Below are 25,921 nucleotides of genomic sequence, written 5' to 3'. Positions count from 1 at the left end.
AATGTAGCTAGAAAGACGGGTCAGGCTGCTGTCAGCGCCTGCCATCCGTACTGCATCAAAACACCTGAAAAAAAACAGCCCGAAAGACTCCATCTCTTCGGCAAGCCCGATACAATACGGGCCGTCTTCGGGGATAACAAGCGCGGCATCATGCATTCCTGTCGAGGCGCGCCGCCGGCCTTCCCCTGTTTGCAGTCCATAGAATTGAATGAGGTTTGTCATGCTTTACCGTTTTGCCCCTCGGCCGGCCCGTCGCTGGTGCTCCCCCTTGCTGCTCGGCCTGCTGCTGACCCCGCCACTGCACGCGACCCAGGTCGTGCAACAGCCGCCGCTGGCGGATCGCCAGACCCTGGTCAAGGGCAACGGGGCCGAGCCGGAGTCCCTCGATCCGGCCCAGATCCGCACCGGCTTCCCGGGCGAGGTGGTGCTGGTTGACCTGTTCGAGGGGCTGGTGAGCGAGGATGGCCAGGGCAAGATAGTGCCGGCCCAGGCCCAGCGCTGGGAAACCAGCAAGGATGGGCTGGAGTGGCGCTTCTTCCTGCGCCCGCAACTCAAGTGGTCCAACGGCGAGCCGCTCAGGGCGCAGGACTTCGTCTATGCCTGGCGGCGGCTGCTGGATCCGGCGCAGGCCTCCCCCTCCGCCGGCTTGCTGCTGGCCACCGGCATCAACAATGCCCAATCCATCTATGCCGGGGCGCTCGATCTCAATGCGCTGGGGGTGGTGGCCGAGGGCGATCAGATCCTCAAGGTGACGCTGGAGCGGCCCGTGCCCTACTTCCTGCAGCTCATCAGCCAGCGTCCCTTCGTGCCGGTCAACGAGCAGGCGGTGGCCAAGTTCGGCAAGCAGTGGACCCAGCCCGGCAAGCTGGTCAGCAACGGTGCCTACAAGCTGGTGAACTGGGTGCCGAACGAGCGCATCGAGGCCGAGCGCAATGCCCAGTACTGGGACGATGCCCATACCCGGATCCAGCGGGTGACCTATCTGCCACTCGCCTCCCAGCACGCCGAGCGGCTGCGCTACGAGGCGGGGGAGATCCAGCTCACCAACAAGGTGGCGCTGGAGTATTACCAGAAGACCAGGCAGGAGACCCCGGAGCGGATCTGGGGCCTGCCGCTGCTGGGCACCTATCTCTACACCTTCAACCTGCGCCGCCCCGAGCTGCAGGACGTGCGGGTGCGCCAGGCGCTCGCCATGACCATAGATCGCCACCTGCTGACCGAGAAGGTCAGCGGCCAGGGTGAGCAGCCCGCCTGGTCCCTGTTGCCCGGCATGCCGGGTTATGAGGCATTAAGGTCCGAGCTGTCGCTGCAGGATCAGCCGACCCGGCTGGCCAGGGCGACCGCCCTGCTGACGGAGGCGGGCTACAACAGCGCCCATCCCCTCAAGCTGACGCTGACCTACAACACCTCGGAGAATCACAAGAAGCTGGCGCTGGCGGTGGCCTCCATGTGGAAGCCGCTGGGGGTGACCGTCGAACTCAACAACATGGAGTGGAACGCCTATCAGGTGGCCAAAGACAGCGGCGACTTCATGCTGGCCCGCTCCTTCCTGTTTGGCGACTACGTGGAGCCTTCCTCCATGCTCAACAGCTTCCGCTGCCAGGATCCCCAGAACGAGAGCGGCTACTGCAATCCGGCCTTTGACGGCTTGTTGCAGCAGGCAGCGGACACCCTGGATGGCACAGTCAGGACCGGACTCTACCGCCAGGCCGAGCAGCTGCTGATGGACGAGATGCCCGCCATCCCTGTCTACCACTACAACCAGATGCGGCTGGTGGACCCCAGCCTGCGCGGCCTGCCGAGCCGCAACCTGAAGGGCGCCATCGCCACCAAGGATCTCTATTTCAGCCAGCCATGAGGAACGAGAGATGAAGATAGCCATTATCTCCGACATACACGGCAGCCTCAGCGCCCTGGAGCGGGTGCTGGCGCAGCTTGCCCCCTGGCAGCCGGATCACTACCTGCTGCTCGGGGATCTGCTCAACCACGGCCCGCGCAATCCGGTCCCCGAGGGCTATGATCCCGCCGCCGTGGCCGAGCGGCTCAATCCGTTGGCCCCCCAAGTCATGGCGGTGCGGGGCAACTGTGATTCGGAGGTGGATCAGATGCTGTTGCACTTCCCCCTCACCGCGCCTTACAACCAGCTGCTGGTGGATGAGCGGCGCTGGTTCGTCAGCCACGGTCACCTCTACCGCCCCGGCGAGGTGCCCCTGCCGGCGGGCAGCCTGTTTATCAGCGGCCACACCCATGTCCCTGTGCTGCAGCGGGAAGGGGCGCTGGTGCTGATGAATCCGGGATCCATCTGTTTTCCGAGAGGGGAGTGGGCGGCGAGCTACGGCTGCTATGAGCAGGGCGTCATGCGCATTCATGCCTGCGCCGACGGTGCCGAGCTGATGCGGCTGGTGCTGTGAAACGCTAAAACGGGTGAGAAGAGGGGGAGGGTATTACGCCTTGATGCCCTGGGAGCGGGTGCCGGAGCGGGTGTTGCCCTTGGCGTCATAGGTCAGGGAGTTTCTGTCTCGCAGCTTGCTGAGGAAGCTGGCCAATCGGCGGTTGGAGACGATGCTGAGCTCCAGTAGGCGACCGTTGAGGTCATTCTGCTCCTGGCAGGCGTCCAGCTTGGTCTGCAATGAGTGCAACTGGGCGGGGAAGGCGCTGAGCTGTTGCCGCAGATCGGGCAGCTCGGCCAGGCTCTTGTCCAGCGCTTCTATGGTGGCAAGTTGTTGCTGCTTGCGCTCGGCCAGGGCCGGCAAGGCCAGGGCCTGATGTTGTTTGAGCAGGTCAAACTCCTCCGCCAGCAGCGCTTGCATCTGGGAGAGGTACTCGTCTTGGGCGTGCAGCAGTGAAGGCAGATCCATCATCCCAGACGCTTGTCCAGGTCGGCTTCAAAACTGAACATCTTCTTGGCCACGGCTTCGCTGTCGACCTTGTACTCCCCGCTGGCCACGGCCTTCTTCAGGCTCTCGATGCGGCTTTCGTTGCCGGTCGAGACGGTGTTGAGGGTTTTCTGCATCTGTTGCAATTGCTGCGCCTCGCTGGTCAAGGAGACAGAGTCGGTCTTGACGGTTGCCGCACGGTTGCCTTCGGCCGAAGTCGTGGATTTGGTCGCACCCTGGCTGGTCGCCGTATTCTGCAACCGGTTGTTTGCCAAGTTGTTGATATTGTTGATAGCCATACGGTTTACCTTCGTCTGCTTTGCTGTTCGCTTACCTGTTTATCGGTGACGGCGGTCAGAACTTTAGAAAAAAATTGCTGCATTAATACAACAATCAGAATGGGACCACCACAGTCCCAACGGCCGTGACCTTGCCCTGTACCGGTCTGCCTGAGCGAATGTTAACAAGCCTGATCATGTCTCCGAAGCTGCCATCTTGCAAGGCTCGGGCCATGGTTTTGATCTGCATGCTGCTGTTTTCCGCGCTCAGGGTGACCTGATCCCCCTTGCAGACCACGCAGACCTGGGTGAGCCGAATGGGCTGGCCCGGTTTGAGTTCACGCTTGCTGCGCACCCCGATGAGGGGCGCGGGGTCGCTGAGATAGTCACCGCGGATCAGGGTCTGATCCTGATAGGCCAGGGTCAGCATGGCTTCGCTCAGTATGTCCCCCTTGGCCACTGGGGTGGCGACCGTGACATAGGGTTTCTGGATGCTGACCCGCACCGGCAGGTAGAGATCCCAGGGCGCGGCGCCCTCGCACTTGAGATAGACGGTGGTGTTGCGGCGGATCTCCATCCTGGCGGGGAGGGAGATGGTCAGGCCATCCTCGCAGCGGTTGAGGGGGAGCCGCTCATCGATGGAGGCGGCCTGCACCTCGGCCTGGGCGTCGAGGGGGACATCCAGCTGGTCGAGTACGAACGCCTGCGCCTGCTCTTGCAGATATTGAGTGACCTCGGACGCCATGGCGTGAGAGAGGCTGCAAAACGGCAGTAAGATGAGGAAAAGTCTACTAATCATTTTCGTGTGCCGGCCGATAGGTTGTTCACGTATACCACCGTATTTAACTATGCTTGCTGCGTTTGTCGCAGGATCCGGTTGTCGAGACGGTGATGGTCTGACGCAAGCCAACACGCATGCATGATTAGTGCCAAGCGTTTTTTAGGGAGTGTTTATGGCGAGTATTCTTGACTCGGTCAACCAACGGACCCAGCTGGTGGGACAAAACAGACTGGAGCTGTTGCTGTTTCGTCTCAACGGACGTCAAAGATTTGGCATCAACGTCTTCAAGGTGCGCGAGGTGCTGCAATGCCCGCCCTTGACCATTATGCCCAAGCTGAACTCCAGTGTGCGGGGGGTGGCCCACATCCGTGGCCAGACCATCTCGGTGATCGATCTCAGCATGGCGATGGGCAAGCGCCCGATCCAGGATCTGAGCAAGTGCTTCATCATCATCTCCGAGTACAACCGCTCCATTCAGGGCTTCCTGGTGCACTCGGTCGAACGCATCATCAACATGAACTGGGAGTCCATCCTGCCGCCCCCCAAGGGCGCCGGTCGCATCAACTACATGACGGCGGTCACCGAGGTGGATGGCGAGCTGGTGGAGATCCTGGACGTGGAGCGGATCCTCAACGAGATCTCGCCGGTCTCGACCGAGGTGAGCGCCGAGCTGGTGGAAGCCAGCGTGGAGCGCAATCCTCACGGGCGCCCGGTGCTGGTGGCCGATGACTCCTCGGTGGCGCGCAAGCAGGTACAGCGGGCGCTCGAGGCGATCGGGGTGCAGTGCGTGCTGGCCAAGGATGGGCGCGAGGCCCTCAACATGCTGCTGGAGATGGCCAAGCTTGGGCCCATCAAGGAGCAGATTGCGCTGGTGATCTCCGACATCGAGATGCCCGAGATGGACGGCTATACCTTCACCGCCGAGATCCGTAACAATCCCAATCTCAAGGACTTGCATGTTATCCTGCACACCTCTCTGAGCGGGGTGTTCAATCAGGCCATGGTGCAGAAGGTCGGAGCGAACGATTTCATTGCCAAATTCCAGCCGGATGAATTGGCCAAGGCCGTACAAGGCGCTCTCTAATAAAGAAGAACTAACTGCATGAAGACACTGTCGGACGACTTATACAAACAATTCAGCCATTTTCTGGCGCTGCAGAGCGGCATAGTGCTGGGTGACAACAAACAGTATCTGGTCAAGAGCCGTCTGTCGCCCTTGATGGCTCGGTTTGGTATCGAGAGTCTGTCTGAACTGGTGACGCGGGCGATGAATGTGCGTGAGCGGGACCTGAAGATGGCCGTGGTCGATGCCATGACCACCAATGAAACCCTGTGGTTTCGTGACTCCTATCCGTTCCAGCTGCTGAGTGACAAGATCTTCCCCGAATTGGGCAAGAGCGGCCGCCCGATCAAGATCTGGTCCGCCGCCTCCTCCTCGGGGCAGGAGCCTTACTCCATCGCCATGATAGCGCTGGAGCAGCAGGTCAAACGGCCGGGCACCTTGCCGGGCGGGGTGCAGATAGTGGGGACCGACATCTCCAGCACCATGCTCAACCAGTGCAAGGAGGGGGTCTATGACAGCCTGGCCCTGGCGCGGGGGCTCTCGCCCGAGCGCAAGAAGCTGTTCTTCGAGCCGCACGGCGACAACAAGATGCGGATCTCGGAGCGTGTCAGAAAATTGACCAGTTTCCGGCCGCTGAACCTGCTGGAGAGCTACAGCCTGCTCGGCAAGTTCGACATCATCTTCTGCCGCAACGTGCTCATCTACTTTGCCCCCGAGGTGAAGTCCAAGATCCTCAACCAGTTCGCCGCCAGCCTCAATCCCGGCGGCTACCTGATGCTGGGGGCCTCGGAGTCCCTGGCCGGCCTCACCGACAAGTTCGAGATGGTCCGCTGCAACCCCGGCATCGTCTACAAAGTCAAATAATCCCCCTCTAGTCCCTCTTTGGCACACCTCTTGCTAAACATTCGTCAAGCAGGAGGTGTGCTATGGCAATTTCATTCGACAAGGCATTTGGTGTTCATCAATACACGCTGAGCGTTCGCGCCAAGCGTGCGGAGGTGCTATCCAGCAACATTGCCAATGCGGACACCCCAGGCTTCAAGGCCAGGGACATCAACTTCTCCCAGGCGTTGCAGGATGCCCAGAGCCAGCAGGGGTTCGGGCTGGCCACCACCAGCGAGAAGCATTTCGCCCTGCAGATGGATGCCCCGGGGGCGACCCAGTACCGCAACCCGCTGCAACCCGATACCGGTGACGGCAATACCGTGGACGTGCAGCAGGAGCGCAGCGAATTCCTGCGCAACAGCCTCGAGTACCAGGCCTCCCTCGAATTTATGAACAGCAAGATAAGCGGCCTGCTCAAGGCGTTGAAAGGAGATCAGTAATGAGTTTGTTCAAGGTCTTTGACATTGCAGGCTCAGCCATGAGCGCGCAATCCGTTCGCCTCAATACGGTCGCCAGCAACATGGCCAACGCCGACAGCGTCAGCTCCAGCGTGGAAAAAACTTACCACGCCCGGCGGCCAGTCTTTGCCGCCCAGCTGGATCAGGCCATGTCCGACAAGCAAGCCTCGGTCGGGGTGGATGTGAAAGGCATAGTGGAGAGCGATGCGCCGCTGCTCAAGGAGTACAACCCCAGTCACCCCATGGCGGACAAGGACGGCTTCATCTTCAAGCCCAACGTCAACATGGTGGAGGAGATGGCGGACATGATCGCCGCCTCCCGCAGTTACCAGACCAACGTCCAGGTCGCCGATGCGGCCAAGAAGATGCTGCAGCAGACGCTCGGTCTCGGCAAGTCCTGACACTGAGGGGTTGATTATCCATGACAGAGACCTATGACAGCTTGCCGGGCATCGATAATCAGCCCACCCGACACCGGGTTTGGCAATCCTTGAAAAGAAGGCGGTGATTCAATGGCAGATACCTATGACAGCCTGCTTGGCGTCAACCGGGCTTCGGCAAACCAGACCAGTACGGGCAATACAACTACCCCGAAGAAGGAGCTGGATCAGGCCTCCTTCCTGAAGCTGCTGACCATGCAGCTCTCCTATCAGGATCCCTTCAAGCCGGTGGACAACGCCCAGATGTTGTCCCAGATGACTTCGATGTCGACCTCGGAGGGGATCAGCAGCCTCTCCACCCAGATGGGGAACCTCAACGATCTGATGACCTCCAGCCAGGCGCTGCAGGCCTCGGCGCTGGTGGGTCAGAACGTGCTGATCCCGTCCAACACCGGCTATCTGGAAAAAGACGGCGTCATCTCCGGCATGGTCGCCACCGGCGACGGTGCCAGCAACCTCAAGGTGACGGTGAAGGACGCAAGCGGCCAGGTCATCAAGGAGTTCGCCATCGAGGGGGAACAGAAGGGTAACGTCGCCTTCGAGTGGGATGGCAAGGACAAGGACGGCAACCCGGCCAAGAGTGGCAAATACCAGATTGAGATCCACGGCACCGTCAATGGCAAGTCGGAGAGCATCCCGGCCCTGGCCTATGCCAAGGTCGAGAGCGTCACTCTGGGCACCAGCACCAACCCAAGCACCCTCAAACTCAAGGGACTGGGCGGCATCTATCTGACCGATGTATTGGAAATTGGCGGGACGGGCGGCAAGTCGACCACGACACCGGCTCCGACTTCAAAAGCGTAGTGATCTAAGGAGAAAGACATGTCATTCAACAATGCCCTCAGCGGCATCAATGCGGCTCAAAAAGACCTGAACGTCACCGCGAACAACATTGCCAACGTCAATACCACCGGTTTCAAGGAGTCCCGCGCCGAGTTTGCCGATGTCTATGCCAACTCCATCTTCGCCAATGCCAAGACCCAGGTCGGCAACGGGGTCGCGACGGGGGCGGTGGCGCAGCAGTTCCACCAGGGGGCGCTGCAATTTACCAACAACGCGCTGGATCTCGCCATCCAGGGCAACGGCTTCTTCGTGACCTCGGACGGGATGACCAGTCTGGACCGCACCTACACCCGCTCCGGTGCCTTCAAGCTCAACGAAAACAGCTACATGGTCAGCAACTCAGGGGGTTACCTGCAGGGCTACGAGACCAACGCCGACGGCACCCCCAAGGCGGTCAGCATCAATGCGACCAAGCCGATCCAGATCCCGGATCGGGCCGGTGAACCGGTCCAGACCTCCCAGATCGATGCCGGCTTCAACCTGCCCTCCACCGCCACCCCGCTGGCGGCGGGCAATGGTGCCGGCGATGCCTCCAAGTTCGATCCCAAGGACTCGGCCACTTACTCCTCCTCGACCTCGGTCGTGGTGTATGACTCCCTGGGGGAGCCGCACACCATCACCCAGTACTTCGTCAAAGAAGCCGACCCGGCCGACACGACCAAGGCGGCGGTGCCGACCGCCTGGCGCATGTACCTCTATCAGGGGGACAAGCCTGTCGACGTGGCGGGCGGTACGCCCACCACCATGGCGACTGGCGTCAGCCAGGCGCCCCTGAGCGCCCGCGTGACCTTCGATGCCTCCGGCAAGATGAACCCCACCACCGTCCCGGCGGTCATCAAGACGATAGCCCTGGGGACTCCGGGGGCGGGCATCATCACCAACGGCGCGGATGGCACCCAGGATATCGAGCTCAAACTCGGCACCGTGACCCAGTACTCCTCGCCATTTGAAGTCAATAAGTTGACCCAGGATGGCTCCACCGTCGGCCGCTTGACCAAGGTCGAGATCACGCCGGATGGCATCGTCTCGGCGACCTACAGCAACGCCACCACGGTCAAGGTGGCCATGGTGGCGGTGGCCAAGTTTGCCAACTCCCAGGGGCTGACCCAGATAGGCGACACCTCCTGGCGCCAATCCCTGCTGTCCGGTGAGGCGCTTCCAGGCACCCCCAATTCGGGCACCTTCGGCTCCATCAAGTCGTCGGCGCTGGAGCAGTCCAACGTGGACCTGACCACAGAGCTGGTGGATCTCATCACCGCCCAGCGCAACTTCCAGGCGAACTCCCGTTCCCTGGAGGTCAACACCTCGCTGCAGCAGAGCATACTGCAGATCCGCTAACCCACTCTCCTCCAGAAAGGGGCGCCTCGGCGCCCCTTTCTGCATCCGGCCTTCGCCCTTTTCCTCCCCCGTTTGGCCCGCGTCATCTGTCTTGGCATTCAATTTGCAGTTATCCGGTCAGAGTCATCTGTTTGACGGAGGATCCCATGGATCACCTGCTTTATATCGCCATGTCCGGGGCCAAGGAGAACATGAACAGCCTGGCTGTGCGTGGCAACAACCTGGCCAACGCCAACACCATCGGCTTCAAGTCTGACTTCGAGCAGGCGCGCAGCATGCAGGCGTTTGGTGAAGGCTTGCCCTCGCGGGTGTTCGCCATGACGGAGCGACCGGGTCAGAACCTGCAGCACGGCATGCTGATGACCACGGGGCGGGATCTTGACGTCGCCGTCGACGGACCCGGCTGGATTGCGGTGCAGGATCCCAAGGGGGGCGAGGCCTATACCCGCATGGGCAACCTGCAGCTGAATGCGGCCGGCAACCTGCAGACCTCGACCGGACTCAACGTGGTGGATGACGGTGGCCAGCCCATAGTGATGCCGCTACCCATGGAGAAGATCGAGATCAACCGTGACGGCACCATCAGTGGCCGCCCGGAAGGGGCCGCCCCCAACCTGGCGGAGGACTACCAGCGCATCAAGCTGGTCAAGCCGCCGGCGGATGCGGTGGAGAAGGGCCAGGATGGCCTGTTCCGCCGCAAGGATGGCCAGAGTGAGGCCGCCTCCGCCGAGGTCGGCCTGCTGGCGGGTTCGCTGGAGGGCAGCAACGTCAACGTGGTCGACGAGATGACCAACCTCATTCGCTTGCAACGTCAGTTTGAAACTCAGGTCAAGATCATGAAGACCGCCGAGGAAAACGACGAGGCCCAAACCCAGCTGCTGCGTATCAGCTAATCAAGGAGCATTAAATGAATCCTGCACTCTGGATCAGCAAGACCGGCCTCGATGCCCAGCAGACTAACATCTCGGTCACCTCGAACAACCTGGCGAACGCCAGCACCGTCGGCTACAAGAAGGCCCGCGCCATCTTCGAGGACCTGCTCTATCAGAACATCAACCAGCCGGGTGGCCGCTCCTCGGCCGACACCGAGCTGCCCTCCGGCCTGATGCTGGGGGCGGGGGCCAAGGTGGTCGCCACCCAGAAGAACCACAGCCAGGGCAACGTGCAGACCACGGACAACTCCCTGGATCTGATGATAAGCGGCCGCGGCTACTTCGAAATCCAGCTGCCCGATGGCAGCGCGGCCTACACCCGCAACGGCCAGTTCACTCTCAACGACGAGGGCACCATAGTCACCCCGGGCAATGGCTACCCGCTGCAGCCCGAGATCCAGATCCCCGAGAACGCCCAGAGCGTGACCGTGGGGGAGGATGGTCAGGTGTCGGTGCAGCTGAAAGGGGATGGCCAGTCCCAGGTGGTGGGCCAGATCAACACCACCGACTTCGTCAACCCGACCGGGCTGCAGCCCATGGGGGAGAACCTGTTCCTGGAAACCCAGTCGAGCGGCGCGCCCATCCAGGGCACGGCCGGCTCGGATGGGTTGGGGGTGGTCAAGCAGGGCATGCTGGAGACCTCCAACGTCAACGTGACCGAGGAGCTGGTGAACCTGATCCAGGCCCAGCGGGTGTATGAGATGAACTCCAAGGTCATCTCGGCGGTGGACTCCATGATGTCCTTCCTGACCCAGCGAACCTGATTAGGAGGTACATGATGAAAGCCCTATGGCTGCTGAGCCTGCTGACACTGGCAGGCTGTACCAGCACCCCCAACACCGCCAAGCCCGACGATCCCGAGTTCGCCCCCGTCTATGGCGAGTCGGAGCCGGTGTCGGTGCGGCCGACCGGTGCCATCTTCCAGCCCGAGCAGATCAATGGCATCTACTCGGACATCAAGGCCCACAAGGTGGGCGACATCATCAACATCGAGCTGTCCGAATCGACCTCGGCGTCGAAGAAGGCCAACACCCAGAGCGGCAAGGACAACAACTTCGATCTGGAAGCGGTCACCCTGGGCGGCGTGCCGGTGACGGCGAGCCCCTACAACCTCTCTGCCTCCATCGATCAGAGCAGCGCGTTCAAGGGCCAGGCCAAGGCGGACCAGAGCAACAGTCTGCAGGGCAGTATCTCGGTCAGCGTGGTCAAGGTATTGCCGAACGGCAATCTGCTGGTGCGCGGCGAGAAGTGGATCATGCTCAACAACGGCAACGAATATATCCGCATTACCGGTCTGGTTCGTCCCGGGGATGTGAGCTCGGAGAACAGTGTGTCGTCCCAGAAGGTCGCCAATGCGCGGATCCATTACGGCGGTACCGGCGATCTGGCCAACACCCAGGAGCAGGGCTGGCTGACCAGCTTCTTCAACGGTCCCTGGTGGCCCATCTAGCGAGGGGGCCACGGCGGCCCGCTTGATAATCACGGGCCCCAGTGGCTTATTCAGGGCTCAGGCCCATTCAGGATTTACGGGGCCCTGGTGGTCTATTTAGGAGATCTCATGAATCGACTCCGTCTGCTTGGCCTGCTGTGCTGCTGCCTGCCGCTCGGGCTGGCACACGCCTCCCGCATCAAGGATCTCAGCTCGGTGGAAGGGGTGCGCAGCAACCAGCTGATCGGTTACGGCCTGGTGGTGGGCCTGCCCGGCACCGGCGAGAAGAACAACGCCTTCACCGAACAGACCTTCAGGACCATGCTCAACAACTTCGGCATCAAGGTGCCGGACAACATCAAGCCCAAGATCAAGGATGTGGCGCCGGTCGCCATCCACGCCGATCTGCCGCCCTTCTCCAAGCCGGGCCAGACCATAGATGTGACCGTCTCCGCCATCGGCGAGGCGAAGAGTCTGCGTGGCGGTACCCTGCTGCAGACCTTCCTCAAGGGGCTGGATGGCCGCGTCTATGCGGTGGCCCAGGGCAGCCTGGTGGTCGGGGGACTGGGAGCCGAAGGCGCAGATGGATCCAAGGTGGTGGTGAATACCCCGACCGTAGGGCGCATCGCCAACGGGGCGACCGTGGAGCGCGAGGTGGCCAACTCCTTTTCCGAAGGGGATACCATCACCTTCAACCTGAACCGGCCCGATTTCACCACCGCCCGCCGGGTGGCCGATGCGGTCAACGATCTGGTGGGACCCAACATGGCCCAGGCGCTGGACGCCACCTCGATCAAGGTGTTTGCTCCGCGTGACCCGGGTCAGCGGGTCTCCTACCTGGCCACCATCGAGAACATTGAGGTGGATCCGGCCAGCGAGTCCGCCAAGATCATCGTCAACTCGCGCACCGGCACCATCGTCATCGGCAGCCAGGTCAAGCTGCGCCCGGCCGCCATCAGCCACGGCGGGCTGACGGTCACCATCGCCGAGAACCAGCAGGTCTCCCAACCCAATCCGCTGTCGGGCGGCCAGACGGTGGTCACCAACAACTCCACCATCAACGTGCAGCAGGAGCCGGGGCGGATGTTCAAGTTTGATACCGGCGCGACCCTGGACGATCTGGTGCGGGCGGTGAATCAGGTTGGGGTCGCCCCCGGCGATCTGATGGCGATCCTGGAGGCGCTGCAGCAGGCAGGCGCCATCCAGGGGCAACTGGTCATTCTGTAAGAGGCTGTCCAGGCGAGCCTATGGCTGTTCTCTGGCGGCGCCGCAGCGGGCGGCACCTCAGGGGGCAGCTGGTCATTCTGTAGGCGGCTGTCCAGGCGAGCCTATGGCTGTTCTCTGGCGGCGCCGCAGCGGGCGGCACCTCAGGGGGCAGCGGGTCATTCTGTAAGCGGCTGTCCAGGCGAGCCTATGGTTATTCTCTGGCGGTGCCGCAGCGGGCGGCACCTCAGGGGGCAGCGGGTCATTGTGTAATTAATAGCGGCAAGGGTTTGCCACGGGCGGCAAAGAGGAAGGTTATGGCAGAGTTCGACACCCAGAGCGGTATCAATATTGGCATGGTGCAGGACGTCCAGAATCTGGACAAGCTGCGCCGGATGGGCATGAGCAAGGAGGGCAAGGCCGAGGCGCTGATGGCGGCGTCCCGCCAGTTCGAGTCCATCTTCACCCAGACCCTGTTCAAGGGCATGCGCCAGGCCAATGCGGTGTTGACTGAGGATAACCCGTTCAGCAGCAGCTACACCCAGTTCTACGAGGGCATGCTGGACGAGCAGCGGGTGGCCGACATGTCGAGCAAGGGCGGGATTGGCCTGGCCGAGATGGTGGTCAAGCAATTCTCCCCCGAGAAGCAGTTTACCCACAACGACGGCCGGGTGCTCAAGCTGCCGCAACGCACCGAGCGGGTCTACAAACCCTACCAGCCGCCCACCTCTGCCCCCAACGATCTGATCGCAGCCTCAAAAGTTGGCAAAGATTTTGCTGAGAAGGGGATGGAGGGGGCCGAACCGGCCTTGACCATGCCCAGACGTCCGCACCGCACCGTGCCCCCCATGGGGAGCTCCCAGCCCGCGGCGGCACTGGATGCGACCGGCAAGGTATTCGATACCCCGGAGGAGTTCGTCAACCGCCTGATGCCGCTCGCCAAGAAGGCGGCGGACAAGCTGGGGCTGAGCCCGGCGGTGCTGGTGGCCCAGGCCGCCCTCGAGAGCGGCTGGGGCAAGCGGGTGATCAAGGACGGGGAGGGGCAGATGACCCACAACCTGTTCGGCATCAAGGCCGACCCCCGCTGGGAAGGACCCAAGGCGGTGGTTAGCACCCTGGAATATGAGCAAGGGGTGGCGTCGCGCCAGAAGGCGGCGTTTCGCTCCTATGAGTCGTTCGAAGAGAGCTTCAACGACTATGTCGATTTCCTGACCTCAGGTTCCCGTTACCGGGGGGCACTGGCCAAGGCGGACAGCCCTGACCGTTATTTCGAGGCGCTGCAGCAGGCCGGTTATGCCACCGATCCCCAGTACGCCAGCAAACTGAAACAGGTGTTGCGCAGTGATGCCATTGCCGGCTACGCCGCAACCAGCCACACAGAGATGGAGCTGTAAGTTATGGCAAGCGATCTGCTTGGAATAGGGACCTCGGGTGTGATGGCCCAGCAGCGGCTGCTGCAGACCACCAGTAACAACATCGTCAACGTCAATAGCCAGGGCTATGTACGTGAACGCACCCTGGTGTATACCAATTCCATCGGATTGGGGACCGGCGACATGGTGACCCAGCGGGTCATCAACAACTATGCCCAGGGGGAGATGCGCCGCGATACCTCCGCCTATCACGCCTCAGGCACGCGCTACGATCAGCTGTTCCAGCTGGATAGCCTGCTCGGCGATACCAGCAACAGCGTGGGCACCACCATCACCTCTTACTTCAAGGCGTTTCATACCGCCAACGAGTCGCCGGCCGAGATCGGCGGGCGCAAGACCACCCTGAGCGAGCTCAACGGCATGGTGAACCGCTACCAGACCCTCTCTGCCCAGCTCGACAAGCAGACTGACACCATCAATGCCACCATCGGCGACGAGACCGACAGGGTCAACAGCCTGCTCACCAGCATCAACGATCTGAACCAGGCCATCATCCGCACCCAGGGCTCGCCGGAAGAGAACCTGATGCTGTTCGATCAGCGCGACGAAGCCGTGCGCCAGCTCTCCGAGAAGATGGATATCCGCACCGTGACCCAGCCCAACGGCAGCATGCTGGTCAACATGAGCACAGGCCACTCTCTGGTGCTGGACGGCGGCGTGGCCCAGTTCAAGGTGGCGGCGGGGGATCCCGACTCCCGCGACTCGATCCTGCAGCTCACCCTGGGCTCGAACAAGGTCAATATCAACGACAAGGACATCGGCGGAGCCATCGGCGGCTTGTTCACGGCGCGTAACGATCTGGATCCCTCCAAGCGGGAGCTGGGGCAGCTCGCCGCCGCCATGGCCGATGCCATGAACCAGCAGAACCGGTTGGGGATGGATCTGGATAACGAGCTGGGGGGAGATCTCTTCTCCCTCTCGGCCAGCAAGGGGCTGCCCTACGGCAGCAACCAGGGCAACGGCGCCGCCAGCGTGAGCTTCGTGCCCGGCAAGGGGACCGAGGTCACCACCTTCGATTACGAGGTGCAGTTCAGCAGCGCCACCGGCTATGAGGTGTTCTCCATCGATGGCACCGGCAAGCGCAGCTCGCTGGCGACCGGTACCACGCCCCCCGCCAAGTTCGAGCTGGCGGGGCACGGCCTCGAGATCGACTTGTCCGGTACCCCGGCCGCCGGCGACAAGATACTGCTGCAACCGACCAAGCACGCCGCCGCCGGACTGAAGGCCGCGATCACCCGCCCGGAAGACATCGCCCTGGCGGCCCCCATCAAGGCCGACAAGAGTGCCCAGAATCTGGGCTCGGGCGAGATCAAGCTGAATGGCATCCATAACACGGGGGCGGGGTCGGGTTTTGGTACCAATGCCCTGGATCCCACAGCGCCTCAGGTCGTCAAGATAGACAACGGTGGCAACTACGAGGTCTATGCGGCGGATGGTACCACCCTCATCGGGGTGGCCCCGGCGGCCAGCAAGGGCCAGAACCTGATGGCGGCCCTCGAGAGTCCGCTGGGCGGCCCCAAGGTCTACGCCGATCCCAACCAGAGCCCGGGCTATGACTTCAGCATCACCGGCAAGGTGGAAGCCAAAGACAGCTTCAACCTGAGCTACAACAAGAACGGTTTCGCCGACAACGCCAACGGCCTGGCCCTGGCGGAGCTGCAGAACAAGGAGCTGGTGCGCAAGAACAACAACGCCGCCACCAGCAACGACAAGATGACCTTCAACGACGCCTATGGCGCGCTGGTGACCGGGGTGGGCAACAAGACCAGCCAGGCCAAGACCCTGTTGCAGGCCAACGAGGCCAAGCTGACCCAGAGCACCGGCATCTACGAGAGCGTCTCCGGGGTCAACCTGGAGGAGGAGGCGGCCAACCTCATCCGTTTCCAGCAGTCCTATGCGGCCTCGGCCCAGATCGTCAGCACCGCCAAGACCATTTTCGACACCCTGTTGTCTTCCGTGAGGTAAGTCATGCGCATTACCACCAACATGATCTATGACCGCAACCTCGCCACCATGAGCAAGGTCAGCGAGCGTCAGAACACCGCCTATGAGCAGTTGATGACGGGGGACAAGTTCAACCGGGCGGGGGAAGACCCCTCCGGCATGAGCCAGAAGATGGCGCTGACCAAGGAGATCGATCTGTTCAAGCAATACGGGGTCAACGGCAGCCTGCTGGAGAACAGCCTGGGGCACGAGGACACGGTGCTGACTTCCATCAACAACGCCATGCTGAGCGCCCAGACCCTGATCCAGAAGGCGAACAGCTCGGCCATGGGCTCGGAGGAGCGCAACGCCATCGCGAGCGAACTGGAGGGGCTGCAGAAACAGATGTTCGATCTGATGAACAGCAAGAACTCCCAGGGGGAGTTCATTTTCGGCGGCAACCAGAGCAAGACCCAGCCCTTCGTCAAGGATGCCAGCGGCAACTACGTGTTCCAGGGGGACACGGGCCAGCGCAGCATCCAGGTCTCTCCCACTGTGCAGATCCCGGCCAACGACTCCGGCTTCAACCTGTTCGAGACGGTCGCCACCCGGCGCACCGCCAGTGCCACCACGGCCAACATCAAGGTCGGCGTGGGGGATCAGGGCAACTTCGAGAGCTTCTATCGCAATAGCTACGACTCCTCCCTGGCCAGCAACCAGTTCACCGTGAGCACCCTGGCGGGTCCGCCGGACAGCTACGAGATCAAGGACAGCGGCGGCACTGTGGTGCAAAGCGGTGACTACAGCGCGGGCAACAAGATAGCCTTCAACGGGCTGGAGCTGACCCTGGACCTGCCCACGGGCGGGGCGGATCAGAACTTCGCGCTCGATACGCCGAAGAACGACAGCGTGCTCAATGGCATGTCCGATTTCATCTCGGCCCTGCGCGACCCGACCATACCGGCGGCGGATTTCCAGCTGGCGGTGGCCGATGCCACCACCCACATGAACAATGCCAGGACCCAGGTCGATCGGGGGCAAGGGGATGTGGGCAGCCGGTTGAACAGCCTGGAGCAGGTGATGGGCTCCAACGACGGGCTCAGCACCCTGAACCAGCAGGCGCGGGCCAAGGTCTCGGAGGCGGACATGTACGAGGTGATAGCCGCGCTCTCCAAGGAGGAGGCCGCCATGAGCGCCTCCCAGCTCTCCTTCAGCAAGATAAGCAAGCTGACCCTGTTCGACTATATCCGCTGAGTGACTGCTCCCTCTGGCCTCGGTCAGGGGGAGCCACCTCTCCCTATCCGCCGTCCTTCCCTTCAATTTGTAACAAGCTATTGCCAGCGGCCCGGTCGGCTTGACTCGGGTCCGGCCCTGGTCGATGATGCCGCCCGCACAACCTCAGGGTTGTGGCTATTTTTCGCAGCATCTCGTTAGGCGAGGCTCCTGCATAAACACAGGCCACTGATCTCACGACGTCCAGAGACGCCCAAGATCAGGACAGTTTTCATCGGATTAAGGTGTCAACCCAAGTGGCTTCCGGCGTGCCGGATACGTTATGCAGTGCTAAAGCTGGTACGTGGGGATGATGACACGCCGAACGGCGTCATTTCCTGCCTATTACTCGTCAATCAAATTGCTGTTTTCTTATCGACAGTGACCGGTGCGAGCCGGTTGCCCTCAGGCCCTGCCTGAGATCACATGAGGTTATCTGTGATGAAGAAAACACACACCCTGCTCAATCGTCATCAACTGCTCGATCTGGCCGCCCTGCAGGGCTGGCTGGCCCACAACCTGGATCCGGTGGCGCGCGCCGATCAGCTGCTGACCCTGCGTCCGGAAGAGCTCAACTGCATCTTCGATACCCTGCCCATGGCGGAGGGGGCCGCCCTGCTCGGGTCGCTCCCGCCCGACTGCGCGGCCCGGCTGCTGCTGCGCCTGCATGCCAGCCTCGTCGGCCTGCTGCAGGGGGCCATGCCGAGGCGCGAGCTGCTGGCCATCTTGCGCAGGCTCAATGAGCGGGATCGTGACACCCTGCTCTCCCGCTTCCCCGAGTCGGTACGATCCAGCTTCCAGTCGCTGCTGGACTGGCCGAGCGAGTCGGTCGGGGCCAACATGCGCCACGAATACCTGGCCATCGGCGAGCGGGAGACGGTGGGGCGCGCCAAGCAGCTGATCCACGACGCCTGGGACAACGCCCAGCTGTTCCAGCATCTCTACGTGGTCAATGAGGGGCAGCAGCTGCTCGGCAGCGTCTCCCTCAAGTCGCTGCTGATCGCGGATCCCCTGCGGCCGGTGAGCGAGCTGATGGACCGTGAGGCGGTGCGGATCAACGCCCGGGCGGATCAGGAGCTGGCGGCCCGCCTGCTGATCGACCGCGACATCTCGAGCCTGCCGGTGGAGGAGCAGGGTCGCCTGGTGGGGATCTTCCATGTGGACGACGCCGCCGACATCCTGGAGCTGGAGTCCACCGAGGATGCCGAGCTGCAGGGCGGCTCCTCGCCGCTGGACACCCCCTACCTGCAGGCGAGCCCCTGGCAGCTGTGGCGCAAGCGGGTGGGCTGGCTGCTGATCCTGTTCGTGGCCGAGGCCTATACCGGCACAGTGCTGCGGGCGTTCGAGGAGCAACTGGAGGCCGCCATCGCGCTGGCCTTCTTCATCCCGCTGCTCATCGGCACCGGCGGCAACAGCGGCACCCAGATCACCACCACCATAGTGCGCGCCATGGCCGTGGGGGAGGTGAGTCTGCGCAACCTCGGCACAGTGCTGAAGAAGGAGCTCTCCACCGGCCTGCTCATCTCGGTGGCCATCGCCATCGCGGCCTGGGTGCGGGCCTGGAGCCTGGGAGTCGGCCCCGAGATCGGCATGGTGGTCACCCTGACCATCATCGCCATCGTGCTCTGGAGCGCCACCGTCGCCTCGGTGATCCCCATGGTGCTGCGCCGCCTGCGGATCGATCCGGCGGTGGTCTCGGCCCCTTTCATCTCCACCCTGGTGGACGGCACCGGCCTCATCATCTATTTCGAGATCGCCAAGTGGCTGCTGCCCGAGCTGCAGTGACCCGCGAGAAAGCAAAAAGGCAGCCATTGGCTGCCTTTTTTCGTTGGCGGAACTCAGCTCAGCTGGAACAACAGCGGCCAGCCCTGCTCCTGGCAGTAACGGTGCTCTTTCTCCAGGTTCTGCATCAGCAGGCGGTTCTCGTCGCACCAGTCGGTCGGCAGGGTGACCACCAGCTGATCTTCGGCGGCCTGCACCTTCCATTCCGGCAACAGGTTGTCCTGGCGCCTGTGGTGCGCCGCCACGGCGAGGCGCAGGATGCGGATGCAACGCAGCACCGTCTGCTCGTCATGGTTGGGCAGGGCGGGCAGCTCGGAGAGCTTGAGCCCCTTGCGCTGGAACCGCACCAGGGCCGCCAGCAGGGCCTGATCGTCCTGGTTGAAGCCAGGCAGATCGGTGTTCTGCAAGATATAGGCGGAGTGGCGATGGATGCCGCTGTAGTTGATGGCGAGGCCAATCTCGTGCAGCCGCGCCGCCCAGCCGAGGATGGCGCGATAGGGTTCCTCCGGCATCTGCCAGGGGCCGCTCAGGGCATCGAACAGGGCCAACACGCTCTGCTCGACCCGGTTGGCCTGGCGCTTGTCGATGCGATAGTGGGTGCTGAGGGCCAGGGCGGTGCGCTCGCGGATGTCGTGATGCTGCAACCGCTCCTCGAATTCATACAGCAGCCCCTCGCGCAGGGCGCCGTCAGAGTACTCCATCCGCTCTATGGGCAGGGAGGTGAAGAGCCCGAGCAGTATGGCCACCGCCGCGGCAAAGACCTCACGTCGCTCGTCGGTCAGGCCAGCGAGTTTGAGCTGGTCCACCCGCTTGTGCTCGAGCATCTCTTTCTTCAGCCGTTCAAGTCCGGTGAGCGTGATGCTGCCATCGGTCCAGCCCTCGCCCTGCAAGACGTCGCGCACTGTGCGAATGGAGCCCGAGCTACCGAGGCAGCTCTGCCAGCCCAGCTTGCGGTACTGGTTGATGATGGGGGCGAGCTGATGCTGCGCCTCCAGCACGGCGCCGTTGAAGGACCGCTCGCTCAGCTTGCCATTGGCAAAGAAGCTCTGGGTGAAGCTGACGCAGCCCATCTTGCGGCTGGTGAGGGCCTTGTGATCGAAGCCCTCGCCGATGATGAGCTCGGTACTGCCGCCACCGATGTCGACCACCAGTACCTGGCCTTCAATATGCTGGGTGTGGGCGACCCCCTGATAGATGAGGCGCGCCTCTTCCTGGCCGCTGATGATCTCGATGGGATGGTTCAAAACCTTGACCGCCTCGCTCACGAACGCGCGGGCGTTGCTGGCGCGGCGCAGGGTATAGGTGCCGGCGATGCGGATCTGATCCGGCTTGATGTTGGTCAGCCGCTCGGCGAACAGGCTGAGGCACTCGAGTCCCCGGTCCATGGCCTCGTCCGACATGCGGCGCTGCTCGTCCATGCCCTCCGCCAGCCGGACTCGCTCCTTGATGCGATCGACGATCTGCATCCGTCCCTCGTTGAGGCGGGCGATGACCATGTGAAAGCTGTTCGAGCCCAGATCGACAGCGGCGTACAGACTATTGTCCATGGTTTGACTCTATCCGTTTGAGGTAGTCGTAAATCGCGACCTGAGAACGAACCTTGCGGCGGTTGCCCCGCTTCACATATTCGTTGCTCTGGTTCGCATCGATGACCCTTGCCTTGCAGGTGTCGCTCAGCTGCAACTGCAAAATATCCAGGATGCGCTGCTTGAGCCGCTCGTCATAGATGGGGGTGCCCACCTCGATCCGGCCGTCGATGTTGCGGCTCATCCAGTCGGCGCTGGAGATGAACAGCTGGGGGTTGCCCTTGTTGTGGAACACCATGACCCGCGGGTGCTCGAGGAAGCGGTCGATGATGCTGATGACCTGGATATTCTCGCTCAGGCCCGGCACGCCGGGGCGCAGGGCGCACATGCCGCGGATGATCATCTGGATGGGCACCCCGGCCTGGCCGGCGGCATAGAGGCGGTTGATGAGGTCCCGGTCCACCAGGTTGTTGATCTTGAGCGTGATGCCGCTGGGCTGGCCCGCCTTGGCGTTGGCCAGCTCGTTGTCGATGTGGCGATAGAGCTGGCGCCGGCTGTTGATGGGGGAGACCATCAAGTGGTTGAACTTGTAGCGCCGATAGGGGTACTCGATGTACTCGAACACCCCCTCCACCTCGGCGGTGATGTCCGGGTGGCGGGTCAGCAGGGAGAAGTCGGTGTAGATCTTGGCGGTCTTCTCGTTGAAGTTGCCGGTGCCGATATGGGCGTAGCGCACCGCCTCGCCATGCTCGTGGCGGGTGATGAGGCAGAGCTTGGAGTGGATCTTGAGGCTCGGCACCCCGAACACCACCTTGACCCCGGCATCGGTCAGGATGTTGGCCCAGTCGATGTTGGCTGCCTCGTCGAAGCGGGCGCGCAGCTCTACCACCACAGTCACCTTCTTGCCGTTGTTGGCGGCGTCGATGAGGGAGTGAATGATGCGCGACTTCTTGGCGACCCGGTAGATATTGATGCGAATGGCACTCACCGCCGGATCGAACGCCGCCTGGCGCACCAGCTCGGTGAAGTGGTGGAACTTGTGATAGGGGTAGTAGAGCAGTATGTCCTGCTTGGTGATGGCGTCGAAGGCGTTGACGAAGCCATCAAAGTCGTGGCAATCGAGCGCCGGCAGCTTGGGGTTTTCCAGATAGTCCCGGCCCACGTTGGGGAAGCCGATGAAATCCTTGAAGTTGTGATAACGGCCGCCGGGCATGATGGCGTCGTAGCTGCTGATCTGCAGCTTGAGCTTGAGGAAGCTTATCATGGCGGCGGGCATCTCCCGCTCGTAGACGAAGCGCACCGGCATGGCGGTGAGGCGCTGCTTGAGGCCATCACTCATCTTGTCCACCAGGCTCAAGTCCAGCTGATCGGAGAGATCGTACTCCGCATCCCGGGTCAGCTTGACCGCGTAGGCGGCTATCTCGTCGTAGTCGAAGAAGCCCTTGAAGATCTCGTCGAGGCAGAAGCGGATGACGTTATCCAGGATGATGATCTGCTTCTTGCGACGGGTTCCCTCCGGCGGGAGCTGGAAGAAGCGGGGCAGATCGTCGGTCGGCACCTCCACCAGGGCGTACTGGATCACCTGGCCGCCCTTCTTCATCTCGATGGCGAGGTAGGTGTGCTCATCCTTGAGGAACTTGACCGGGTTGACCTCCTTGTTGAGCAGGATGGGGATGATGTGGCGCAGCACCTTCTCCCTGAAAAAGACCCGCAGCCACTGCTGGATCGCCTCGGAGAGCTGGTTCTCGTTGACCAGGAAGATGTTGTGGCGGGCGAGGGCGATCAGCAGCTCTTTATAGGTGTTGTCGAAGGCCTCGCCGAGCGCCATCACCTTCTGCTGGATGGCGCGCAGCAACACCTTGGCGTCGTCATCGCCGCCGTGCACCTCGTTGATGAGGATGCGGCGCTTGACGTCCGATACCCGTACCTTGAAGAACTCGTCCTGATTGGAGGAGAAGATCCCCAGAAAACGGACCCGCTCGATGAGGGGGACCGTCTTGTCCATTGCCTCTTGTAACACCCGTTCATTGAATGAGAGCCAACTCAGCTCCTTTTCTTCATACTGCTTGTCGGTGCTCATGTGGTGCCTCTGTGATCAGGTTGCGTCTGCGCGGCAGTTATGGCGTGGATAGGTGACAGATTTATGACAATGAGTCCTATTCTGCCACGGCCTGATCGATGTCGACCACCAGGTCATCGGAGAGGGATTCCAGCGCCGCGATCAGATCGCCGAGCTCGAGCCCGGGCGGCAGGGCGACCAGGGCATGGGCGTAGAACAGCGGGGCACCGGAGTGGGGGGCCGGTTCGCAACCTGTGGTGAGATCGGCGACGTTGATGTTGAGCTGGCGCAGTATGCTGGCCACTTCGTGCACTATGCCGGGCCTGTCGTTGCCGGTGACGCTCAGCATCACCTGACGCTCCGGCTCCTGGCTGACCTGCCCCTCGGCGAAGCTGACGGTGAGACCCGGCAGCATCACCAGCGCCTCGCACAGGCCACGGTAATGCTCATCGGGGACGCTGACATGCAGGATGCCGGCAAATTGTCCCGCCAGCTCGCTCATGGAGCTGGCCAGCCAGTTGCCCTGCTGCTGGGTGATGATGTCGGCCAGACTCTCGACGATACCGGGCTTGTCCGCGCCGATCACGGTGACGACCAATTGCTTTTGCATCCTGCTCTCCTTCGAATTGGGTTTCTGTAGCATTGTGCCTGCAGTGTCAGGCCATATGAAGCCCGCCTTGCGCAAATGTAGTGAAAAAACGCCGATGCCGGAGGCGGCCGCCATTTCTGCGCTGCCTGACCCTTCTCCCCCGTGGTAGAGTGATGGCCCTTCTTCTGTTTTGTGAACTGGATAGTGCACTCATGAATACCCTAGTCGTATCGGGATTGGTGTTATTGGTACTGCTCCTGCTGGCGATCTTCTGGACCAGAGGCAAGAAAGGCAAAACGCTGCCCTATGATCTGCGGGAGGCTCTGTGCAGCCCGGCTGAGCGTTCCTTCCTCGGGGTGCTGGATCTGGCGGTCGGTGATCAGGCGCGGGTCTTTGCCAAGGTGCGGGTCGCGGACGTGCTGGCGCCGGAGACCCGGATGGGCAAGAGCAAATGGCAGCAGGCGTTCAACAGGATCAGTGCCAAGCATTTCGATTATCTGCTGTGCCACCCGCAAGATCTCTCCTTTCTCTGCGCCGTCGAGCTCGACGACAGCTCCCACCGCCACCAGAAACGCAAGGTGCGCGATGCCTTCCTGAAGTCGGCCTGTGACAGCGCGGGCCTGCCCCTGCTGCAGATCCCGGCGAGTAGCCATTATCGGGTCGAGGAGCTGCGCGAGCAGTTGTTGCCCTTGCTGAGCAAGGCGAGCCCCCAGATCGAGGTGACGTTGCCGGGTGAGCGGCGCGAGCCCACCTTCAGTCCGCTGCTGCTCGATGGCGTGGATGTGGAGGATAGCCGCCACGGGCATGCCGCCGTGCGGGCCAAGGTGCTGGATCAGACCCCGTTCATCGAGTCGGACGCCGGGCTGGTGGACAACCTGTTTGCCGATCCGGACGAAGAGGATCAGCCCCATGAGGCACCTCATTGCCCTCGCTGTGATGCCCCCTTGGTGGAGCGGGAAGCCAAGAAGGGCCCCCATGTCGGCCGCCTGTTCCTGGCCTGCAGCCGTTTCCCCGAGTGCCGCTACGCCGCCCCCCACGGCCAGCTCAAACACTGATCCTCTGGTTGGCTCCGGCTGCGGTCGGAGCCCTTCCTCGTCTGTTTTCCCGGTTCCCACCTATTTTTGCCTCTTCGATGACAAAAACTGTCTGATTGTGATCGCTGTCCCGCCGACAGGAATCGATCGCGACAGCTTTTGACAACGCGCCATAATTTTGGCACTTTGTGCGCCTCACATGACGTGCGTGTCTGTCTCTATCGGCACGGAAATAACAACAAACACTAAAAATTATAATAATAAGCACGGAAAAACAACAACTTGGCTTCAGGTGGTAAGACAGATGGATATGATGGCGATGGGGGTATTGCTTGTCGATGCCGATGAACGGCGACGTCAGCAACTGGGTACTGTGCTCTCGTTCATGGGGATCCCCTGGCAGGAGGTGGTAGAAACCGAACTCGATGTGGCCATCGAATCGTCCGGTCCGCTGCAGGGGATCCTGACCGGTGAGTTGATGGAACGTTCGCTCGGAGAACTGCTGACCGCCTTTCCCTGTATCCCGTTTCTCTCCCTGATAGAGGCCGATCACCCCAACTGCAACTTCATCGGCGGCTCGGACGAGCCCTTCACGTACGAGTCCCTGACTCGCCAGCTGCATTTCTGCCAGGCTTTCATCTCCTTGCACCCGCGCCAACAGCAGCACGACAAGGGGCAGACCCTGTTGCGACTGCTGGTGGGCAAGGGCAAGGGGATCCAGGCGGTGCGTCGCCTCATCAGCCAGGTCGCGGAGACCGACGCCAACGTGCTGATCCTGGGGGAGTCCGGTACCGGCAAGGAGGTGGTGGCCCGCGCCATCCACGAACTCTCTTCCCGCAGCAGTGGCCCCTTCGTCCCCATCAACTGCGGCGCCATCCCGGCCGAGTTGCTGGAGAGCGAGCTGTTCGGCCACGAGAAGGGGGCCTTCACCGGTGCCATTGCCGCCCGTCGCGGCCGCTTCGAGCTGGCCCAGGGCGGTACCCTGTTCCTCGATGAGATCGGCGACATGCCACTGCCGATGCAGGTCAAGCTGCTGCGGGTGCTGCAGGAGCGCCTGTTCGATCGGGTCGGCGGCAGCAAGCCGGTACAGGCGGACGTGCGGGTGATAGCGGCGACCCACCGGGATCTGGAGGCGCTGATCCGCACCCAGGGTTTTCGCGAGGATCTCTATTACCGCCTCAATGTCTTCCCCATAGAGACGCCGCCGCTGCGCGAGCGATCCGACGACATCCCCTTGTTGCTGCAGGAGCTGCTCAATCGCCATGCGGAGCAGCACAGGGGACTCATTCGTCTGACCCAGCGCGCCATGGAATCCCTGATGCAATATGCCTGGCCCGGCAACGTGCGCGAGCTGTCGAACCTCATCGAGCGGCTGCTGATCCTCTACCCCAACCAGATCGTCGACGTGGCGGACTTGCCGGGTCGCTACCGCCTGCTGCCCTGCGAGCCCAGGGACGAGCGGCTCACCGAGATGGATGAGCGCGATGCCCTGGCAGCCGTGTTCCAGAGCCTCCCCGAGCCGGAGCCCGGCAGCGCTATCGTGCTCCCCATGCAGTTGCCACTGGAGGGGGTCAATCTCAAGGAGATGCTGGCCGACCTCGAGGTGGAGCTGATCCGCCAGGCTCTGGAAACCCAGGAGGGGGTGGTGGCCCGCGCCGCCGATCTGCTCAGCATGCGCCGTACCACCCTGGTGGAGAAGATGAAGAAATACGGCATGAGCAAGGAAGCCTGAGGTCAATGCTTTGACACCTATATGCAATCTATTGATATATAGCTG

Annotated in this window: 24 protein-coding genes and 1 riboswitch; of the genes, 18 read left to right on the top strand and 6 right to left on the bottom strand. The window is 62.1% G+C overall.

Annotated elements, in window-relative coordinates:
• Nucleotides 1-220: 220 nt before the first annotated feature.
• A complete protein-coding gene (locus KW825_RS03955; RefSeq protein ID WP_218328301.1) occupies nucleotides 221-1,858 on the top strand; it encodes a peptide ABC transporter substrate-binding protein in 1,638 nt (545 codons plus the stop codon).
• Between the two features lie 10 nt (nucleotides 1,859-1,868).
• Nucleotides 1,869-2,411 carry a phosphodiesterase gene (gene yfcE, locus KW825_RS03950; protein WP_218328300.1) on the top strand — a complete coding sequence of 181 codons (543 nt, stop codon included), beginning with the start codon at nucleotides 1,869-1,871 and terminating at the stop codon, nucleotides 2,409-2,411.
• A 33-nt stretch (nucleotides 2,412-2,444) separates the two neighbouring features.
• Here the strand turns inward: yfcE and KW825_RS03945 are convergent, their stop codons facing one another.
• The 3 genes from KW825_RS03945 to flgA all read right to left on the bottom strand — a co-directional run bounded on the left by KW825_RS03945 (nucleotide 2,445) and on the right by flgA (nucleotide 3,875).
• On the bottom strand, nucleotides 2,445-2,861 hold the full coding sequence (locus KW825_RS03945; RefSeq protein WP_218328299.1) for a flagella synthesis protein FlgN: 417 nt from the start codon (nucleotides 2,859-2,861) through the stop codon (nucleotides 2,445-2,447).
• Nucleotides 2,858-3,175, bottom strand: a complete 318-nt coding sequence (gene flgM / locus KW825_RS03940; RefSeq protein WP_042654898.1) for a flagellar biosynthesis anti-sigma factor FlgM — start codon at nucleotides 3,173-3,175, stop codon at nucleotides 2,858-2,860. Before flgM ends, KW825_RS03945 begins: the two co-directional genes overlap by 4 nt.
• A 94-nt stretch (nucleotides 3,176-3,269) precedes the next feature.
• Nucleotides 3,270-3,875, bottom strand: coding sequence for a flagellar basal body P-ring formation chaperone FlgA (gene flgA / locus KW825_RS03935; protein WP_256353776.1), 606 nt, complete (start codon nucleotides 3,873-3,875; stop codon nucleotides 3,270-3,272).
• A gap of 232 nt (nucleotides 3,876-4,107) precedes the next feature.
• Between flgA and KW825_RS03930 the strand changes: the two genes are divergently transcribed.
• The 14 genes from KW825_RS03930 to mgtE all read left to right on the top strand — a co-directional run bounded on the left by KW825_RS03930 (nucleotide 4,108) and on the right by mgtE (nucleotide 18,939).
• A complete protein-coding gene (locus KW825_RS03930) occupies nucleotides 4,108-5,019 on the top strand; it encodes a chemotaxis protein CheV (protein WP_218328297.1) in 912 nt (303 codons plus the stop codon).
• 18 nt (nucleotides 5,020-5,037) lie between these two features.
• Nucleotides 5,038-5,862: a protein-glutamate O-methyltransferase CheR gene (locus tag KW825_RS03925; RefSeq protein WP_042654896.1), complete on the top strand. Its 825-nt coding sequence runs from the start codon at nucleotides 5,038-5,040 to the stop codon at nucleotides 5,860-5,862.
• 62 nt (nucleotides 5,863-5,924) lie between these two features.
• Nucleotides 5,925-6,323, top strand: a complete 399-nt coding sequence (flgB, locus tag KW825_RS03920) for a flagellar basal body rod protein FlgB (RefSeq protein WP_042654895.1) — start codon at nucleotides 5,925-5,927, stop codon at nucleotides 6,321-6,323.
• Complete coding sequence (gene flgC / locus KW825_RS03915) at nucleotides 6,323-6,742, top strand: flagellar basal body rod protein FlgC (protein WP_042654894.1); 420 nt, start codon at nucleotides 6,323-6,325, stop codon at nucleotides 6,740-6,742. The genes flgB and flgC overlap by 1 nt, the downstream gene beginning before the upstream one ends.
• Nucleotides 6,743-6,853: 111 nt before the next feature.
• A complete protein-coding gene (locus tag KW825_RS03910; protein ID WP_218291946.1) occupies nucleotides 6,854-7,585 on the top strand; it encodes a flagellar hook assembly protein FlgD in 732 nt (243 codons plus the stop codon).
• Between the two features lie 18 nt (nucleotides 7,586-7,603).
• Nucleotides 7,604-8,962: a flagellar hook protein FlgE gene (gene flgE, locus KW825_RS03905; RefSeq protein WP_218328296.1), complete on the top strand. Its 1,359-nt coding sequence runs from the start codon at nucleotides 7,604-7,606 to the stop codon at nucleotides 8,960-8,962.
• Nucleotides 8,963-9,108: 146 nt separating this feature from the next.
• The gene (gene flgF, locus KW825_RS03900) at nucleotides 9,109-9,855 is read left to right on the top strand and encodes a flagellar basal-body rod protein FlgF (protein ID WP_042654891.1); all 747 of its coding nucleotides are present in this window, start codon (nucleotides 9,109-9,111) and stop codon (nucleotides 9,853-9,855) included.
• Between the two features lie 14 nt (nucleotides 9,856-9,869).
• Nucleotides 9,870-10,658 (top strand): flagellar basal-body rod protein FlgG, encoded by a 789-nt coding sequence (gene flgG / locus KW825_RS03895; RefSeq protein ID WP_042654890.1) that lies wholly within the window; start codon nucleotides 9,870-9,872, stop codon nucleotides 10,656-10,658.
• Nucleotides 10,659-10,672: 14 nt separating this feature from the next.
• Nucleotides 10,673-11,344: a flagellar basal body L-ring protein FlgH gene (gene flgH / locus KW825_RS03890; protein ID WP_218328295.1), complete on the top strand. Its 672-nt coding sequence runs from the start codon at nucleotides 10,673-10,675 to the stop codon at nucleotides 11,342-11,344.
• Between the two features lie 108 nt (nucleotides 11,345-11,452).
• Nucleotides 11,453-12,550, top strand: a complete 1,098-nt coding sequence (locus KW825_RS03885) for a flagellar basal body P-ring protein FlgI (RefSeq protein ID WP_042654888.1) — start codon at nucleotides 11,453-11,455, stop codon at nucleotides 12,548-12,550.
• Nucleotides 12,551-12,843: 293 nt separating this feature from the next.
• Nucleotides 12,844-13,920, top strand: coding sequence for a flagellar assembly peptidoglycan hydrolase FlgJ (gene flgJ / locus KW825_RS03880; RefSeq protein ID WP_218328294.1), 1,077 nt, complete (start codon nucleotides 12,844-12,846; stop codon nucleotides 13,918-13,920).
• 3 nt (nucleotides 13,921-13,923) lie between these two features.
• Nucleotides 13,924-15,924 carry a flagellar basal body rod C-terminal domain-containing protein gene (locus KW825_RS03875; protein WP_218328293.1) on the top strand — a complete coding sequence of 667 codons (2,001 nt, stop codon included), beginning with the start codon at nucleotides 13,924-13,926 and terminating at the stop codon, nucleotides 15,922-15,924.
• Between the two features lie 3 nt (nucleotides 15,925-15,927).
• A complete protein-coding gene (gene flgL, locus KW825_RS03870) occupies nucleotides 15,928-17,136 on the top strand; it encodes a flagellar hook-associated protein FlgL (RefSeq protein ID WP_218328292.1) in 1,209 nt (402 codons plus the stop codon).
• Nucleotides 17,137-17,301: 165 nt separating this feature from the next.
• Nucleotides 17,302-17,471: riboswitch (M-box (ykoK) riboswitch) on the top strand.
• Nucleotides 17,472-17,595: 124 nt separating this feature from the next.
• Complete coding sequence (gene mgtE, locus KW825_RS03865; protein WP_042654884.1) at nucleotides 17,596-18,939, top strand: magnesium transporter; 1,344 nt, start codon at nucleotides 17,596-17,598, stop codon at nucleotides 18,937-18,939.
• Nucleotides 18,940-18,992: 53 nt separating this feature from the next.
• Here the strand turns inward: mgtE and ppx are convergent, their stop codons facing one another.
• From ppx to KW825_RS03850, 3 genes are all read right to left on the bottom strand, one after another.
• Nucleotides 18,993-20,483, bottom strand: a complete 1,491-nt coding sequence (ppx, locus tag KW825_RS03860; RefSeq protein ID WP_042654883.1) for an exopolyphosphatase — start codon at nucleotides 20,481-20,483, stop codon at nucleotides 18,993-18,995.
• The gene (gene ppk1 / locus KW825_RS03855) at nucleotides 20,473-22,542 is read right to left on the bottom strand and encodes a polyphosphate kinase 1 (protein WP_042654882.1); all 2,070 of its coding nucleotides are present in this window, start codon (nucleotides 22,540-22,542) and stop codon (nucleotides 20,473-20,475) included. Before ppk1 ends, ppx begins: the two co-directional genes overlap by 11 nt.
• Nucleotides 22,543-22,618: 76 nt before the next feature.
• Entirely contained in the window at nucleotides 22,619-23,131 is a 513-nt protein-coding gene (locus tag KW825_RS03850) for a glycine cleavage system protein R (RefSeq protein ID WP_042654881.1), read from the bottom strand.
• A 191-nt stretch (nucleotides 23,132-23,322) separates the two neighbouring features.
• On the opposite strand from KW825_RS03850, the gene KW825_RS03845 reads away from it, so the two are divergent.
• Both KW825_RS03845 and KW825_RS03840 read left to right on the top strand, forming a co-directional pair.
• Nucleotides 23,323-24,165: a DUF2726 domain-containing protein gene (locus KW825_RS03845; protein WP_218328291.1), complete on the top strand. Its 843-nt coding sequence runs from the start codon at nucleotides 23,323-23,325 to the stop codon at nucleotides 24,163-24,165.
• Nucleotides 24,166-24,454: 289 nt separating this feature from the next.
• Nucleotides 24,455-25,876, top strand: a complete 1,422-nt coding sequence (locus KW825_RS03840; RefSeq protein WP_218328515.1) for a sigma-54 dependent transcriptional regulator — start codon at nucleotides 24,455-24,457, stop codon at nucleotides 25,874-25,876.
• The last annotated feature ends 45 nt before the right edge of the window (nucleotides 25,877-25,921 follow it).

The sequence above is a fragment of the Aeromonas sp. sif2433 genome (genome assembly GCF_019218705.1).
Taxonomy (GTDB): Bacteria; Pseudomonadota; Gammaproteobacteria; order Enterobacterales; family Aeromonadaceae; genus Aeromonas; species Aeromonas encheleia.
Note: the sequence above shows the minus strand (reverse complement) of the source record. Positions and strands in the feature narration are given on the sequence as shown.

Coding starts and splice junctions, on each gene's coding strand:
- KW825_RS03955 (WP_218328301.1), top strand. CDS start 221: ATGCTTTACCGTTTTGCCCCTCGGCCGGCCCGTCGCTGGTGCTCCCCC.
- yfcE (WP_218328300.1), top strand. CDS start 1,869: ATGAAGATAGCCATTATCTCCGACATACACGGCAGCCTCAGCGCCCTG.
- KW825_RS03945 (WP_218328299.1), bottom strand. CDS start 2,861: ATGATGGATCTGCCTTCACTGCTGCACGCCCAAGACGAGTACCTCTCC.
- flgM (WP_042654898.1), bottom strand. CDS start 3,175: ATGGCTATCAACAATATCAACAACTTGGCAAACAACCGGTTGCAGAAT.
- KW825_RS03930 (WP_218328297.1), top strand. CDS start 4,108: ATGGCGAGTATTCTTGACTCGGTCAACCAACGGACCCAGCTGGTGGGA.
- KW825_RS03925 (WP_042654896.1), top strand. CDS start 5,038: ATGAAGACACTGTCGGACGACTTATACAAACAATTCAGCCATTTTCTG.
- flgB (WP_042654895.1), top strand. CDS start 5,925: ATGGCAATTTCATTCGACAAGGCATTTGGTGTTCATCAATACACGCTG.
- flgC (WP_042654894.1), top strand. CDS start 6,323: ATGAGTTTGTTCAAGGTCTTTGACATTGCAGGCTCAGCCATGAGCGCG.
- KW825_RS03910 (WP_218291946.1), top strand. CDS start 6,854: ATGGCAGATACCTATGACAGCCTGCTTGGCGTCAACCGGGCTTCGGCA.
- flgE (WP_218328296.1), top strand. CDS start 7,604: ATGTCATTCAACAATGCCCTCAGCGGCATCAATGCGGCTCAAAAAGAC.
- flgF (WP_042654891.1), top strand. CDS start 9,109: ATGGATCACCTGCTTTATATCGCCATGTCCGGGGCCAAGGAGAACATG.
- flgG (WP_042654890.1), top strand. CDS start 9,870: ATGAATCCTGCACTCTGGATCAGCAAGACCGGCCTCGATGCCCAGCAG.
- flgH (WP_218328295.1), top strand. CDS start 10,673: ATGAAAGCCCTATGGCTGCTGAGCCTGCTGACACTGGCAGGCTGTACC.
- KW825_RS03885 (WP_042654888.1), top strand. CDS start 11,453: ATGAATCGACTCCGTCTGCTTGGCCTGCTGTGCTGCTGCCTGCCGCTC.
- flgJ (WP_218328294.1), top strand. CDS start 12,844: ATGGCAGAGTTCGACACCCAGAGCGGTATCAATATTGGCATGGTGCAG.
- KW825_RS03875 (WP_218328293.1), top strand. CDS start 13,924: ATGGCAAGCGATCTGCTTGGAATAGGGACCTCGGGTGTGATGGCCCAG.
- flgL (WP_218328292.1), top strand. CDS start 15,928: ATGCGCATTACCACCAACATGATCTATGACCGCAACCTCGCCACCATG.
- mgtE (WP_042654884.1), top strand. CDS start 17,596: ATGAAGAAAACACACACCCTGCTCAATCGTCATCAACTGCTCGATCTG.
- ppx (WP_042654883.1), bottom strand. CDS start 20,483: ATGGACAATAGTCTGTACGCCGCTGTCGATCTGGGCTCGAACAGCTTT.
- ppk1 (WP_042654882.1), bottom strand. CDS start 22,542: ATGAGCACCGACAAGCAGTATGAAGAAAAGGAGCTGAGTTGGCTCTCA.
- KW825_RS03850 (WP_042654881.1), bottom strand. CDS start 23,131: ATGCAAAAGCAATTGGTCGTCACCGTGATCGGCGCGGACAAGCCCGGT.
- KW825_RS03845 (WP_218328291.1), top strand. CDS start 23,323: ATGAATACCCTAGTCGTATCGGGATTGGTGTTATTGGTACTGCTCCTG.
- KW825_RS03840 (WP_218328515.1), top strand. CDS start 24,455: ATGATGGCGATGGGGGTATTGCTTGTCGATGCCGATGAACGGCGACGT.